Genomic DNA, 15,978 nt, shown 5'->3' with positions numbered 1-15,978 from the left:
ACCCATTTTTCAGCATACGAAAGGCGGCGATACCGTGAAGCGGAGAAGCTGGATGGACAGACAAGGCTGGATCGGCATGACCTTTATTCTTCCGAATATGATTGGTATTCTCTTATTCTTTATTATTCCTGCAATCTATTCCTTTGTCCTCATGTTTACGAATTATCAATTTTCAAATCCGAATTGGCAATTTACTGGGCTGGATAATCTCAAACGATTGTTCCATGACGATAATTTCTATGCCTCGATCAAATATACGGTGATATTCCTGATATCGGTTCCAGTATCGATGGTGCTCGCATTTATTGTAGCGTTATTTCTAAACCGCAGTGTGTATCTTAAAGGCGTATTACGTGGAATGTTCTTCCTACCGTATATCTCCAGTGGAGTAGCCGTTGCATTTGTCTGGATGCTGCTATTTCAGCCTTCACAGGGACCCATCAATGAAATGCTTCGCTGGATTGGCATAACATCGCCGCCAGGATGGTTTGCGGATACGGAAACCGCAATGTATGCCATTGATATCGTACAAATCTGGCTGATGCTTGGCTACAATATGATCATATATTTAGCTGCATTACAGGAAATTTCGACAGAACAGCTGGAGGCTGCCCGGATCGATGGTGCAAGCACATTCAAAACAACATGGAAAATTGTATGGCCTCTTGTTAGTCCCACAACTTTCTTATTAATGATTACCGGATTAATTATGACGATGAAATCGTTCTCGATTATTCAAGCCATTACGGCTGGAGGTCCTAGCGGAAGTACGACGGTCTTATCACTATTCGTTTATAAAACAGCGTTCAGTTATTACGATATGGGATACGCTTCAGCCATTTCATGGTTCTTGTTCGCCGTCATTCTCGTCATTACAGTCATTCAGTGGATCGGCCAAAAGCGCTGGGTTCATTACTAAATGATCCCACAAAGTGAAGCTTTGCGGGGGGCCCCGAAACCATAATTTAAAGGAGCAGGCGGTATGAATGAAAACGCAGGAAACATGAAGGTGAAACTGCCAGTAACGGTCATCATGTTTGTTCTAGGACTATTTATGATTGTGCCTTTCCTATGGATGCTCAGCACATCCTTTCAGACACCTGCCGAGGTGTTTAACAAATGGCTGCCTTCATCTCTCAACTGGAGCAATCATATTCGGGTATGGACAGGAAGTCATGATTTTGTTCCGTATTATTTAAATTCACTTAAGATTTCAATTATTGGAACTGTGGGGGCTGTGTTTCTATCTGCCCTTGCCGCTTACGGATTTTCACGTACTTCGTTCAAAGGTCGAGATGGACTATTTGTCATATATTTATCCATGATGATGGTTCCACCTCAGGTGCTTTTTGTTCCAAAGTTTATCATGTTTAACTGGGTTGGGATTTACAATACGCATTGGGCGCTGATCTTACCAGCCATGTTCTCAATCTTCGGTGTATTTATGCTTCGGCAGTTCTTTATGAGTATTCCTAAGGAAATTACGGAATCCGCTTTTTTGGATGGGGCGGGGCATTATAAGATATTTTTCCGCTTAATTCTGCCATTAGCGAAGCCAGCAATAGCAACGTTTGCTATTCTCGATTTCTCCTGGCAATGGAATGATTATGAGAATGCGCTTGTATTCTTGCAAAGCCCTAAACTATATACCATTCCGCTTGGATTGCAGAATTTTATTCTTGAGAACAATGTGGACTACAACGGGATGATGGCTGCTTCATCGGCTGCGATTATTCCAATGATTATTATCTTCTTTGTGGGTCAGAAATACATTATTCAAGGGATTTCCAGCTCGGCTGTGAAAGGCTAACTATAGGAGGAGTACTAACATGAGAACAGAAACGGTGAAATCCGATGTAACAGTGGTCGGTGGTGGACTTGCAGGAATGAACGCGGCGATCGCTGCAGCGCGCCTAGGGTTAAAGGTAGCACTAGTGCAGAACCGTCCTGTACTTGGTGGTAACTCGAGTTCAGAGGTTCGGGTATGGGTATGTGGTGCAACAGGACATGGTGTAAATCGATATGCACGTGAGACAGGCATTATGGGTGAGTTATTCATCGAGAATCAATACCGGAACCCGGAGGGAAATCCATACTTATGGGATCTAACCTTACTCGAAGCCGTGAAGGCAGAGTCGAATATCAGCCTATTCCTAAATACCGATGTACGCGAAGTGGAAGCGGAAGGTGAGGCAGAGGATCGGACGATTCGCAGTGTGATTGGTTGGATGATGGGATCTGAGCGGTTGATTACGTTCAAGAGTGAGGCGTTCATCGATTGCACGGGCGATGGTTTGGTTGGCTTCCTAGCAGGAGCTGACTTCCGATTAGGACGTGAAGCCCGCCATGAATTTAATGAGGAATGGGCACCTGAAGTGCCAGATAACATTACATTAGGCAGTACATTATTGTTTTATACACAGGATACAGGAAAACCGGTACGTTATGTTGCTCCATCGTTCGCGAAGGATATTACAACAACGTCGATTCCGATCCGTCGGGTCATTCGGAGTGGAGATTCAGGCTGTCACTACTGGTGGATTGAGTGGGGCGGTGAGCTTGATACGGTGGATGAGAATGAACGTATACGTGATGAGCTATCCTCTGTTATTTATGGGATTTGGGATTACATTAAAAACTCAGGTCATTTTGATGCCGAAAATATGACGCTGGAGTGGGTTGGCTCAATTCCGGGTAAACGTGAATACAGACGGTTTGTTGGCGATACGATATTAACGCAAAATGATATTCTTGCGCAGCGTGAATTTGAAGACCGGATTGGATTCGGAGGATGGTCGATTGATCTGCATCCACCGCAAGGGATGTACGCAGAAGAGAGCGGCTCGAAGCATCTGCATGCGGATGGGATTTATCATATTCCATTTAGTTCGCTCTATTCGAAGAATGTGCGAAATCTACTCTTCGCGGGTCGGAATATCAGCGCATCTCATGTGGCTTTTGGAACAACACGCGTCATGGCGACCTGTGCGATCATGGGTGAAGCGGCTGGAGCAGGTGCAGCATTATCCGTCATCAAAGGTGTAACCCCTCGTGAAATTCGCAATCAGCATATGCATGAATTGCAACAGGTGATGTTAAAGCAAGATGCTTCGATTATTGGATTGCGCAACGAAGATCCGCTAGATCTCGCGAGAAATAGTGAGATTCATGCGTCCAGTACGATGAAAGGCATAGTACTGGATCGACCAGCTGAAGCTTATGAGCTTTCTCATGACGTAGGAATTTTGTTTCCGGTTGAAGGAAATATCCTTGGGTTGAAGCTGCTTGTGTCAGCAAGTACTCAGTCAGAGTTGACCGTTGAGCTATGGACGACTGGGCGTGCGGAAAATTACGTTCCAGCAGAGTGTAGACAGGTTGATGTTGTAATAGTACAAGCTGGAGAGCAGCAATGGATTGATGTTCCGGTACAAGAGGAGCAGTGGAGTTCAATCGGCGAATGTAATATCTTCGCTATTATTCGAGCTAATGAGCATATTCAATTGCATATTTCAGAAACCCCAATCACAGGTGTTATTACATTTGAGCGAGGCGTGAAACCTGTAGTCGATTCAGCGCTGGAGGATCATCAGCCAGATCAGCCGGTGATGGAGTGGAGCATGAAACAGCTTGTACGCAGGCATTTCTGCTTTGCGGTAGAAACATCCGCATATGCTGCATCCAAAGTCACTGACGGGTATGTTCGACCTTTTGCAGGGCCACATAGCTGGGTTTCTGAGCCGATGACTGCTGGTAGAACGGAGTGGGTAGAGGCGCGTCTCCCGGATGCTGCTTCAGTCTCTGAAATTCATTTTACCTTTAACGATGATGTTAATGAGGATCTTATCAACTTACATCACCATGAAACGCCATTTCTAGTGATTCCTGAACTAGTAAAGGCTTACGATGTAGAGTTACTCATTGATGGCGTGTGGCAAGTCATGTTCCGCGTCAAAGACAATCATCGCCGGAAGAACGTACATCGTTTAGAGAAGCCTGTCCTTACGGATGCTGTTCGGATCGTTGTTCATGAAACCAACGGAGGAGAACGTGCAGAACTCGTGGAAATGCGGATATATTAAGAAGAAACGGCTTAGCCGTCCTTATAGGGACGGTATCCGTTTCTGCGAGAAATACAAAATATATAGGATAACGTAAAACTTATATTTTTTTGTATTTTAAAATAGAGATCATTTATAAATGATCGCCCTTGGAGGGAAGCCGTCAGGCTTCCCTTTTCTTGTTTTTTAGATTACACTAGTCAAACGATATTTTTATATAAAGGAGACAGCTAATGACCACGAATACTAATGGCCGTCCCCCTGAGGCCGTATACATTCATATTCCTTTTTGTACCAATAAGTGCTTTTATTGTGATTTTAATTCCTACGTTCTCAAGGATCAGCCGGTTATGGATTATCTCCAAGCCTTGGATCGAGAAATGGAGCTGACCGTCAAGAACACTCCACCGGGTGTTATCAAAACGATCTTTGTCGGCGGTGGTACCCCAACAGTACTGAAGCCGGATGAGATGGCTTATTTTCTAAAATCAGTTCGGACACATTTCCCAAACTGGGATAAAGATATCGAGTTCTCTATGGAAGCAAATCCGGGAACTACGGATATAGATAAGTTGGCGGTTATGAAAGAAGGCGGCGTGAATCGGGTGAGCTTTGGTGTTCAGGCGTTTCAGAACGAACTCCTTACGGGTATTGGCCGGATTCATAATGTTGACGATGTATACCGCAGCTTGGAGAATGCTCGTGCAGTTGGTCTTAACAACCTGTCGGTTGACCTTATGTTTGGTTTGCCGAACCAAACTGTAGAGATGCTGGGCGAAAGTATTCGTAAGGCCTTGGAGCTTGATTTACCCCACTATTCTATTTACAGCTTGAAGGTGGAGGAGAACACTCTTTTTCACACCCTATTTAATAAGAACAAACTTCCTCTTCCTAATGAAGAAGATGAACTGCAAATGTACCTCTTGTTGATGTCATCTATGAAGGAAGCGGGCTATAACCAATACGAAATCAGTAACTTCGCAAAACCAGGTATGGAGAGTCGTCACAATATCACTTACTGGCGTAATGAAGATTATTATGGTCTTGGAGCAGGTGCACATGGATATGTGGGTCGCCAGCGTCATATTAATGTTAAGGGTGTAAATCCTTATGTTGAAGCTACACGTAAAGGGTTGCCTCGATTAGACGCATACCCAATTACTGAAGCAGAAGCGATGGAGGACTTTATGATGGTTGGCTTACGTATGCATGAAGGCGTCTCTAATGAGGCTTTTCAAGCGCAATTTGGGCGTTCGATAGAGGATGTATTTGCGAAATCCTTGCATAAGATGCTGCATGCGGGTCTACTTGAGCACGAAGAGGGGACTTACCGACTCAGCAAGCAAGGGATCCTTTTCGGGAACGATGTTTTCGCAGAATTTGTAGGCGCACTGACAGAAGTTTAATTTTAAAATACCCCTTGAATTGTAATTCACTCTGTTGTATATTTATTCATATTATCAACAGAGGGGTGAATTAAAGTGCTTGCCAAGACGGAAATGATCCGCCATTCGTCTCCAGCAGGAGACGCACAGGTGATTTGCAGAAATGCTGTGATAGAAGATGTTGAACCGTTGTATCTGATGATAGAAGAATACGCACAGCGCGGGATCATGTTGCCCCGTTCCAGGCAGGCGCTGACACGCCAGATCGATCAATTCGTTGTTGCAGAAATTGGCGGCAGATTCGTTGGCTGTGGGTCACTCTTCAGACTCGGGAATGATCTTGTAGAGATTCGCTCGATCGGTCTGAATGACGAAGGTAAGGGCAAAGGTGTAGGCTCAATGATTTTAGAGAAGTTGGTTGAGGAAGCCAGAAACCAGAAAATCCCTAAGGTCATGGCACTAACCTACGCCGTAGATTTCTTTCTTAGAAACGGATTCGAAGTTGTTGAGAAAGAGATTTTTCCCGAAAAGGTATGGACAGATTGCGTGAATTGTAAAAAGCAGCATGCCTGCGATGAAATAGCAGTACTTAAGATGCTGAACTGACTTGACAATGTCAATGTCAGTTTGGTATTTTTGTATTAGTGGTTAGCACTCATCTGAGTCGAGTGCTAACGAATCGGAGCCAACAGCCGATAGGAGGGGATAACATGTTAACTGATCGCCAGAGAATGATACTAAATGCAATTGTAGATGATTATATTTCATCGGCAGAACCAGTAGGATCTCGCAGCATTTCTAAACGGGGTGATGTAGGGTACAGTCCTGCAACTATTCGAAATGAAATGGCTGACCTAGAGGATTTGGGTTATCTCGAGCAGCCTCATACATCGGCGGGGAGAATACCTTCCCATAAAGGATACCGATATTATGTGGATCATTTGGTACCGTGGAATTCCGCCGAAACGGCAGAGATGGGCACGATCCGCGCTTTTTTTGCCGAGAAGCTGAATGCGATGGAGCAGGTAATCCAACATGCGGCGATGATTCTTTCCAATATGACGAATTACACTTCCATCCTTCTGGGACCGGAGGTTTTTCATACATCATTGCGTCATTTTCAGTTGTTACCACTAGATGATAAAACCGCTGTAGCGATTATTGTTACAAGTACGGGTCAAGTTGAGAACCGTACGGTGAACATTCCACCGGAGATATCCGTTTCCGAGATGGAGAAAGTGGTTAACCTACTGAATAGTAAGCTGGTCAATGTACCACTCTATAAGCTGAAGACTCGGCTGTATTCCGAGCTTGGCGAGGAAATGCAGCGTCACATCTCACATTATGAAGAATTAATGCAAGTGCTAGACATTGCGCTGGAAAGTGATCAAGAGCAGCGTATCTATCTTAGTGGAGCGACGAATATGCTTACACAGCCTGAGTTCAAGGATGTTGACAAGGTGAAAAGCATTCTTGATCTGCTGGAAGAGACGCCTACATTGCTCAAAATGCTGGCCCCTACAACAGGCGGCACAGGTATCCAGGTCCGAATAGGGACGGAGAACAATCATGAAGCGTTCGCTAACTGCAGTCTGATCACCGCCACTTATTCTCTTGATGGGCAGGCACTGGGGAGCATTGGTATCCTTGGTCCGACACGAATGGAATATGCAAGAGTGATGGGGATCTTGGGCATTTTATCCCGAGATTTGACAGCGATGCTGGCACACTGGTATAAGTGAACAGAGTCAACATTGATTACGTGAATGATTTTAATGAATGATTTTAAGGAGGTGAAGACAACTTGAAAAAGGAACAAGTTCAAGATGCTAATGAATTCAAAGAAGATTTGATAAATGAGGAACCTGAGGCTGATGTAGCTTCGGAAACCGACTCATTTACGGCAGAAGAAATTAGTGAAGGTGCTTCAGACACAGGTTCGGAGGTAAAACGTCTGCAGGATCTCGCTGATGAATATCAAGGACGTGCGCTGCGTGCGCAGGCTGATTTCGATAACTTCCGTCGTCGTACTCAGAAGGAGAAAGAAGAGTTGGCTCAATATGCCACCTCCAAGCTCGTGACTGAATTGCTTTCAGTACTGGACAATTTTGAGCGTGCTTTAGTGACTACTCCTAGCAGCCCAGAATCCGAAGCTTTCGTGAAGGGTGTTAATATGATTTTCCGTCAGCTAGATGGGGTATTGAAGTCCGAGGGACTTACGGCTATGGAAACAGTAGGACAGCCTTTTAATCCTGAATACCATCAGGCTATTATGCAGGTGGAGAGCGAGGAGTACGAAGAGGGTATCGTAACGGAAGAGGTCCAAAAGGGATACCTCCTGAAAGATAAAGTCCTTCGTCCTGCTATGGTCAAAGTCAGCATGTAATCTGTATATATAGGACGGGCAGTATCTGTCCACCATCGGTACCAATCGAATTTTTTAAATATTTTATTATTTTAATGAGCGAATGCTCCATATACCTTTAGAGGAGGCAAATTATTGTGAGTAAAGTTATCGGTATTGACTTAGGAACCACGAACTCTTGCGTTGCCGTAATGGAAGGCGGCGAAGCCGTTGTAATTCCAAACCCAGAGGGCGCACGTACAACCCCTTCGGTGGTAGGTTTTAAGAAAGACGGCGAGCGTATCGTCGGTGAAACAGCTAAACGCCAAGCAATTACTAACCCTGATCGTACGATCAGCTCTGTTAAACGTCACATGGGTACTAACCATAAAGAAAGCATCGATGGTAAAGACTATTCCCCACAAGAAATTTCAGCAATGATTCTTCAAAAGCTGAAATCCGATGCAGAAGCATATCTTGGCCAAACTGTTACTCAAGCAGTTATCACAGTTCCTGCTTATTTCAATGACAGCCAACGTCAAGCTACTAAAGATGCAGGTAAAATTGCAGGCTTGGAAGTTTTGCGTATTGTGAATGAGCCAACAGCTGCAGCTTTGGCATATGGTCTGGAGAAATCCGAAGATCAAACTATCCTTGTCTATGACCTTGGTGGCGGTACGTTCGACGTATCTATCCTTGAACTGGGCGATGGATTCTTTGAAGTAAAAGCTACAAGCGGCGACAACAAACTTGGTGGCGATGACTTTGACCAAGTGGTTATGGATCATCTGGTATCCGAATTTAAGAAAGAGCAAGGTATTGATCTGAGCAAAGATAAATCTGCTGTACAACGTTTGAAAGATGCAGCTGAAAAAGCGAAGAAAGAATTGTCGGGCGTACTGACAACCACTATTTCTCTTCCGTTCATCACTGTAGTTGACGGAGTGCCTCAGCATTTGGAGATCAACTTGACTCGTGCGAAGTTTGATGAGCTTACTGCTGGTCTAGTAGAACGTACTTTGGGACCAACTCGTCAAGCATTGTCTGATGCTGGTATGACGCCTGCAGACCTTACCAGAATCGTTCTGGTTGGTGGTTCTACACGTATTCCTGCTGTACAAGATGCAATTAAGAAGCTTACAGGTAAAGATCCACACAAAGGTGTGAATCCGGATGAAGTTGTAGCTCTTGGTGCTGCTGTTCAAGCGGGTGTATTGACTGGTGATGTTAAGGACGTTGTATTGCTCGACGTAACTCCGCTTTCCCTCGGTATCGAAACTGCAGGCGGCGTGTTCACGAAGATGATCGAGCGTAACACTACAATTCCTACAAGTAAATCCCAAGTATTCTCGACCTTTGCTGACAACCAACCTAGCGTTGAGATTCACGTGCTACAAGGTGAGCGCCAAATGGCGAATGGCAACAAAACATTGGGACGCTTCATGCTGAACGAGATTCCACCAGCACCACGTGGCGTACCACAAATCGAAGTTTCTTTCGATATTGATGCCAACGGTATCGTGAATGTGTCTGCAACTGATAAAGGCACTAACAAGAGCCAAAAGATCACTATCACTTCTTCAAGCGGTCTGAGCGACGCAGAAGTAGAACAAATGATGAAGGATGCCGAGCTTCACGCTGAGGAAGACCGTAAGCGTAAAGAATTGGTAGAAGCGAAGAACAGCGCTGACCAACTCGTGTATTCCACTGAGAAAGTGATCAAAGATCTTGGTGATAAAGCTGATGCTTCCGAAGTTGAAAAAGCAAACGAAGCTAAAGATAAAGTGAAAGCAGCACTTGAAACTGACAATCTTGAAGAAATCAATGCAGCTACAGAAGCATTGACTGAGATTGTACAACAGTTGTCCATGAAGCTGTACGAACAAGCTGCTCAAGCAGAGCAAGGTGCTGAAGGTGGCGCTGGAGCTGCTGAAGGCGCTCCTAAGAAAGACAATGTAGTTGACGCTGATTATGAGGTTGTTGACGAAGATAAGAATCAAGGGTAACCTTAAACGATAAGTGTATAGGGCGTAACTGATAAATTCTTATATAGTTAAGAAGGGAAGGTCAAAACCGGGTCATCCCGTGTTTTGACTTTCCTTTTGTAATATCAGTTTGCACACTCTTCGCGAATGCGCCTTCTGATATTGTAAGAATAAACATCTGCTGGAACTGGATGGTCAGATCCTGGGGTTTTATCGTATAATGGTTTCTTTGACAGGTAATTAGGAATTTGAGTATGTAATGTACGGAGGTGAAAGCAGTGGCAGATAAACGCGATTATTATGAAGTGCTTGGCCTCAGTAGAGATGCTTCAGACGACGAGGTGAAGAAAGCGTACCGGAAATTGGCGCGCCAATATCACCCAGATGTGAATAAAGCAGATGATGCTGAAGCTAAGTTTAAAGAAGTAAAAGAAGCTTACGATGTTCTTAGCGACGGACAACAACGAGCTAGATATGACCAGTATGGCCATATTGATCCTAACCAAGGTATGGGCGGCTTCGGAGGCGGCGGTGGCGACTTCGGAGGATTAGGCGATATCTTTGATATGTTCTTTGGCGGCGGCGGACGTCGTGATCCTAACGCACCACAGCGTGGTGGGGATTTGCAGTATACGATGACCATTGAATTCAAGGAAGCGGTATTCGGTAAAGAAACTGATATCACTATTCCACGTACGGAAACTTGCGATACCTGCTACGGCTCCGGGGCTAAACCGGGTACTAAACCAGAGACTTGTTCCACTTGTCATGGTAGTGGGCAACAGGAATTCGTACAGAATACACCACTTGGACAGATGCGTAATCGTCGTCCATGTTCGCATTGCAGTGGTACAGGTAAGATTATTAAGGAAAAATGTACGACTTGTAGCGGACAGGGTAAAGTTAAGAAGCAGCGCAAGATTCATGTACGCATCCCTGCCGGTGTCGATGACGGTGCGCAGCTGCGCATGACTGGCGAAGGCGAGGGCGGCTTACGCGGTGGTCCTGCTGGAGACTTGTATATTGTCATCCGTGTCAAATCGCATGATTTCTTCGTACGTGAGAACGATGATATTATGTGCGAGGTTCCACTTACGTTTGCACAAGCCGCACTTGGCGATGAGATTGAGATTCCTACCTTAACGGAAAAAGTGAAGCTGAAGATTCCTGCGGGAACGCAGACCGGTACTTTCTTCCGCCTTAAAGGTAAAGGTGTCCCACGTCTACGTGGATCTGGCCAAGGTGACCAGCATGTTAGAGTCATTGTTGTGACACCTAGCAAGCTGAATGATGAGCAAAAAGATTTGTTGCGACAGTTCGCCTCTCTAAATGGAGAAAACACACATGAGCATGAGCAATCTTTCTTTGATCGTGTGAAGCGTGCGTTCCGCGGGGACTGATATTTCTAACTTCATTAATTGAGTAAATAAATAATACAGCAGAGCAGCGATCCTCCCGTTATTTGGGGATCGCTGCTCTGTTTTTTTGAATAAGGCAGTTTGCTCATGTCGACTGTTAGTAGGGACAAGCTAGCCAATCTCATACGGTGCTTTTCAAGCCAATAGCGACTATGGGGTCCGTTAGCATGCCAAATATCGCATAATCCAGCGTTTAAGGTCATCTGAGTCCGATGACTGACTCGGAAACGCAAATGTGGCCTATAGACGAAAAAGCCCCAGCAGTCATTGGCTGCTGGGGCTTTCTTTTAAAGTGCAACTAGATGTTGTTCGAAGAACGTAGGTCCTCTAGCACACGGCTCAGAATTGTTGCTGCTTGTGCACGAGTCAATGTACCTTGTGGATTGAAGCTGTCCGCAGTAACACCTTTGAGATAACCTTTGGTTACAGCATAGGCTACAGCGTTGCGTGCCTCCGCAGCGATGTTATCGGCATCCTTAAAGCTTAAAGGTGTCTTGGCTACTGTAAGATCAGCACCAAGAGCCTTAGCGATGATAAGAGCTGCTTCCTCGCGAGTCAGCACATCACGAGATCCACTTTCTTTGATGCGAGTACTCCAAGTGTCACCTTTTCCAAGTAGACGGTCGAAGAGCGTTAGAAGCTCTGCCTGATTTAAAGTGTCAGCAGGCTTAAAGCTGCCATCGGCTCCTTTGCCGGCAATGATACCATGTGAAGCAAGGATTTCGATATCGGTTTGAGCCCAGTGTGTGCCAATATCTTTAAAGCTTATTTTTCGGGATGCTGCACTGTAAGAACCGTCACCAGTAACGTTAAACTGTAGAATCCCTTCTTTAGAGATAGAACCAGGTAGTAGATAGGACCATTTATGATCCTTTGATTCTACATAAGCGGCAGTCTTTCGTGCATCATGAAGACTGCTGGCTTTTAGATTAAGCTGAAGGATGATCGGCTTTCCGGTTGTCCAACCATTTTTGATAGTGAGAATGGAAGAACCGATATTTAATGCTGCTGAGCTACCTGCTAAAACTGCTGTGTTGCCCGCATCGGTCAGACTAATCGTAAGGGTTAAGCCGTTGCTGTTGATGAAATCCGGAAGTGTCGCCGCTGGAATAAGTACATTGAACCCATTACCATTTAGGCGGAGCGCATTCTCCGATTTCTTTAACTGCTCGGCTTGGGCCGGGGTAAGAGTAACAACAACTTGGCTATATTTATTGAAGCTTACATCGCTAAGATCAAGTACAGAAGTTTTATCTTTTGCATTCTGGATCGAATTTGCTAATGCAGTGTCTAAGATGTTGAACACCGCTGAAGACTTGCCACCTGCTGGATCTGCAGTCTCTACTAGCTTCCCAGATTTCAATGCGATTCCAGAAGCGGGAGCACTGGTTGCCGTAGGTACATATGAATCAGTTGATGGAGTTGGTGTTGGCTTCGGTGTTTCAGGTGTCTTAACACTTACGCTTACCGTTCTCACACCAGATGGGATTGTTGATGTTGTAGCAGCATTCCAGATCTGCACATCATACAGCTCGAGGGAATAGGCTCCTTCTACTGTAGGTTTGAAGGTTATTTTGCCTAGTGAGCCAGAGCCGTGATAAGCACCACCTGACAGATTGACGCTATACTGTGTCAGTTTGCGGCCGTCTTCTAGATCATAGGTTTGTGAGAATTCTGTAAGTGGAATACCTGAGAAATTCTCCTCTTGATACGTAGCCAGTTGTACGCTTGGCTGGATTACCGGTGTTTCAAGGGAATCGTCGTAAATGACAGCGAATGAAGCTCCATAGACGCCATAAACCTCATCTGTCACGGAATACCCAAGATCAACGGTTACCGGTTGTCCCACATCAATGGTGGCTGCAGATAGAGACGGAGTTACATTGAAAATACCATCTCCTGTGCTATAAAGCAGTCGCTGAGCATAATCATCGTCGTCCGCGCCATTACCTACTTTATCAACCACATAGATTTTGTACTCATTAAGCCCCTCGTTAACAGGAACGTCAATGGAAAAAGCACCATTACTTGCAATTACTCCACCGAATTTATAAGTATTCCCATCATAATGTTTACCTTCGGCGTACACGGTAAACCAATTTCCAATAGGTTGTGTATTAGAAATATAATAGGCCATTAGGTCATCATCAATAAAACCGCTGATTTGAGCCGCACCAGGATCGGTTGGCGCTTCACGTTCATACTCCTCAAGTGTGATGCCGGAAACTAATGGCTTCTCGGTATCAATTGTGAACTCGGTCTTTTGATTCTCGAGCAGTTGCCCATTAGGAAGCACAGGAGTGATGTAGTAATGACCATCTGCTAAAGTGGACTTGGCGGAGGTCTCCAGGTCTGTTAACGTTCCATCCCAATTTGTAATCTCGTAAACGCCACGATAGACCTTTTCATCGATAGAATAAACTTCACCTAAAACTGTCGCAGGAGCATCTATTGGAGAGGCTACGAAACTTATGCCATCCAGTTCTTCATTGACAGAGAAGGTAAAGGTGGTGTCGTCTGAGCGTCCATCCCCATTAGGAGAGATCTGTGGACTTTCAAATGAAAGCTGATTAACAGGCTCTAAGTTGAATTTATCGCCGACAAGTGCATTAAAGGGAAGACGAAGAGTTTCAGTATCAGAGGTTAGGAACAGGATCCCTTCATATGCACCCTCTTTTGCGGTGTCAGATACCTTTAGTGTAAATTGTGCATATTGATCTACACCTGAGGTAACGCTGTTTGGTGCAATATTAATACTAATGTCATCAGGCACTTCTGTAAGCCATTTGCTGGATAGAGTATAGGTTGATCCATTCTTATTAAAATCTTCCACATAGACTGATTTCGTTACACTAGCTCCCTTTGAGAGCAAGCCAAAGGATAAGGAACCTGTGTAATAAGGGATTTCTACAGTCCCAGGAAGGCCGCTAATTAAGCTCTCTCCGACTTTAGCGATGGATTTAGCGTTTACCGATTTCTCCAGATTAATTAAACCTGCACCTTGTTGATACAGTGAGTAAGGATTCCCATCACGGTTAAAGATAGGATCAGCATTGTTCATTAGCAGTGCTTTAATTTCATTTGGCTTAAGATCAGAGTTTTCACTCAGTAGCAAAGCTACAGCTCCTACAACATGTGGGGTTGCCATGCTGGTGCCGCTTTTTAAGCCATAAGCGTGTTCGTAATCACCATTCCAGCTAGGAATTGTGGAGTTGATACTGACCCCTGGCGCAACAACATCAGGTTTGATTAGATAATCCGGCATCCCCGGACCCATTGAGCTGAAGTTTGCTAACTGATTGACTTCAAGCCCTATATAGTAACTGATGATATCTTTAGCAGCATCCAATTGAGCTTTTATCTTTTTGCCATCTGCTTGAGTAATTCCGTAGGTAGGAACGTAATTCCCAGGCGCACCAAGGGTGGGAGAGATTTCACCAGTAGTATTATTAGCAATTAGGACAAGTTTGGCTCCAGCTGCTTTGGCATTTAGAGATTTATCTCCGAAACTCAGCACACCTCGATCGACAAGGACTACCTTATCTTTGACGTCCAAATTTGTGTAATCGGAAGTACCTCCAAGACCAGCGTAAACGATCTTACTGCCAGCTATATTATCAACTAAGTCTGGGGAGTAAGTTGCTAAGGTCCCTGGAATTTTTTTAACATCGCCAATATCAAAGAATGGGGTATTCACTGGGGTAGTAGAAGCACCTACACTAAGTGCGAGTTGAGATCCAGCAGGTTCGCCCAATGTTCCTACATCCGGTCCAGCGTTACCGGCGGCAACTACAACATTCACGCCCGACTTTATGGCGTTGTCTATCGCGATTGAACTTGCGGAATAGCTTTGGTTAACATCAGAGCCCAGGGAGAGGTTAATTATATCGGCTCCATCAGCGACCGCTTTCTCAATACCCGCGATTACAACCGCTGTTGGACCGGAACCGTAAGGGCCAAGTACGCGATACGCGTACAAATCCACCTCAGGTGCAACATCCAAAATTGTACCTGCTACATGAGTGCCATGCGAGGTTTCATATGGGCTACCATTTTTTGGAGGGAAGTTGGCATCAGGAGGTGTTTCTGACGGATCATTATCCTGATCATAGGCATCGTAACCGCCCTTATAATTATCCTTTAATAAAGGGTGGTTTTTATCGATGCCGGTATCTACAACCGCTACCTGTACCCCTTCTCCTGTGTAACCTAATGCATGTAGTGTATCCGCACCTATAAGATTGCCACTGTCCGAATAAGAACGTGTAACAGGCAAAGTCGCTACCTCTAGACTGTCTGCTAACGCATGTACTTCATCATTTGGATAAACAGCTGCAACGCCCGGAAGCTCTAACAGCTTGTTTACTTGATTGGCTGGCAGAGTAATGGAATATCCGTTAAAAATCTCACTGTATTCAAAACCGATGTCGGCATCGATTTTCTGCGCTGAGGAAATAAAGCTTTTATGCTCTGAGATAATTTTACTGCGTTGTAAGGAGACTGAGGATCGTAAAGAAGAAGTTTTAGCCTCATTTTCATACACACTGACTGGTTTATTAGTTAATTCCACGATCACGGATACTGGTGCTGAACCTTTGAGCACACCCGCGTAGTTATGAGGGGTCACACTTTGAGACTGTACATTATTAGCTAGGTTAGTTGATGTTTCAAGGGATGAGTTCGCAAATGCAGCGGATGGAAAAAGGACAGAAACAGCCAGTCCGAAGCTCGCCGCCCCAATACCAAATTTTTGAATAGAGTGTTTAAAGGTACGTTTCAAATAAGTTC

The 15,978-nt window shown here is 44.8% G+C and carries 10 protein-coding genes; 9 read left to right on the top strand and 1 reads right to left on the bottom strand.

Translation table 11 applies throughout. The annotated features are described in order from the left end of the window. Positions 1–34 precede the first annotated feature (34 nt). From H70737_RS22945 to dnaJ, 9 genes are all read left to right on the top strand, one after another. Positions 35–919: a carbohydrate ABC transporter permease gene (locus H70737_RS22945; protein ID WP_231573337.1), complete on the top strand. Its 885-nt coding sequence runs from the start codon at positions 35–37 to the stop codon at positions 917–919. A gap of 63 nt (positions 920–982) precedes the next feature. Then, positions 983–1,810, top strand: coding sequence for a carbohydrate ABC transporter permease (locus tag H70737_RS22940; RefSeq protein ID WP_042191010.1), 828 nt, complete (start codon positions 983–985; stop codon positions 1,808–1,810). A 19-nt stretch (positions 1,811–1,829) separates the two neighbouring features. Beyond that, positions 1,830–4,079: an FAD-dependent oxidoreductase gene (locus tag H70737_RS22935; protein ID WP_042191008.1), complete on the top strand. Its 2,250-nt coding sequence runs from the start codon at positions 1,830–1,832 to the stop codon at positions 4,077–4,079. Positions 4,080–4,291: 212 nt separating this feature from the next. Continuing rightward, complete coding sequence (gene hemW, locus H70737_RS22930) at positions 4,292–5,464, top strand: radical SAM family heme chaperone HemW (protein WP_042191005.1); 1,173 nt, start codon at positions 4,292–4,294, stop codon at positions 5,462–5,464. Between the two features lie 93 nt (positions 5,465–5,557). Continuing rightward, the gene (locus H70737_RS22925; protein WP_042194380.1) at positions 5,558–6,049 is read left to right on the top strand and encodes an N-acetyltransferase; all 492 of its coding nucleotides are present in this window, start codon (positions 5,558–5,560) and stop codon (positions 6,047–6,049) included. 104 nt (positions 6,050–6,153) lie between these two features. After that, the gene (gene hrcA, locus H70737_RS22920; RefSeq protein WP_042191003.1) at positions 6,154–7,185 is read left to right on the top strand and encodes a heat-inducible transcriptional repressor HrcA; all 1,032 of its coding nucleotides are present in this window, start codon (positions 6,154–6,156) and stop codon (positions 7,183–7,185) included. 62 nt (positions 7,186–7,247) lie between these two features. Then, on the top strand, positions 7,248–7,829 hold the full coding sequence (grpE, locus tag H70737_RS22915; protein WP_042191002.1) for a nucleotide exchange factor GrpE: 582 nt from the start codon (positions 7,248–7,250) through the stop codon (positions 7,827–7,829). A 116-nt stretch (positions 7,830–7,945) separates the two neighbouring features. Beyond that, positions 7,946–9,793: a molecular chaperone DnaK gene (gene dnaK, locus H70737_RS22910; RefSeq protein ID WP_042190999.1), complete on the top strand. Its 1,848-nt coding sequence runs from the start codon at positions 7,946–7,948 to the stop codon at positions 9,791–9,793. A 257-nt stretch (positions 9,794–10,050) separates the two neighbouring features. Further along, positions 10,051–11,172: a molecular chaperone DnaJ gene (dnaJ, locus tag H70737_RS22905; protein ID WP_042130386.1), complete on the top strand. Its 1,122-nt coding sequence runs from the start codon at positions 10,051–10,053 to the stop codon at positions 11,170–11,172. Positions 11,173–11,488: 316 nt separating this feature from the next. On the opposite strand, the gene H70737_RS31510 is transcribed toward dnaJ, so the two are convergent. Continuing rightward, positions 11,489–15,970: a S8 family serine peptidase gene (locus H70737_RS31510; RefSeq protein WP_052404390.1), complete on the bottom strand. Its 4,482-nt coding sequence runs from the start codon at positions 15,968–15,970 to the stop codon at positions 11,489–11,491. Between the last annotated feature and the right edge of the window lie 8 nt (positions 15,971–15,978).

This window comes from Paenibacillus sp. FSL H7-0737 (genome assembly GCF_000758545.1).
Classification (GTDB): Bacteria; Bacillota; Bacilli; order Paenibacillales; family Paenibacillaceae; genus Paenibacillus_AQ.
Note: the sequence above shows the minus strand (reverse complement) of the source record. Positions and strands in the feature narration are given on the sequence as shown.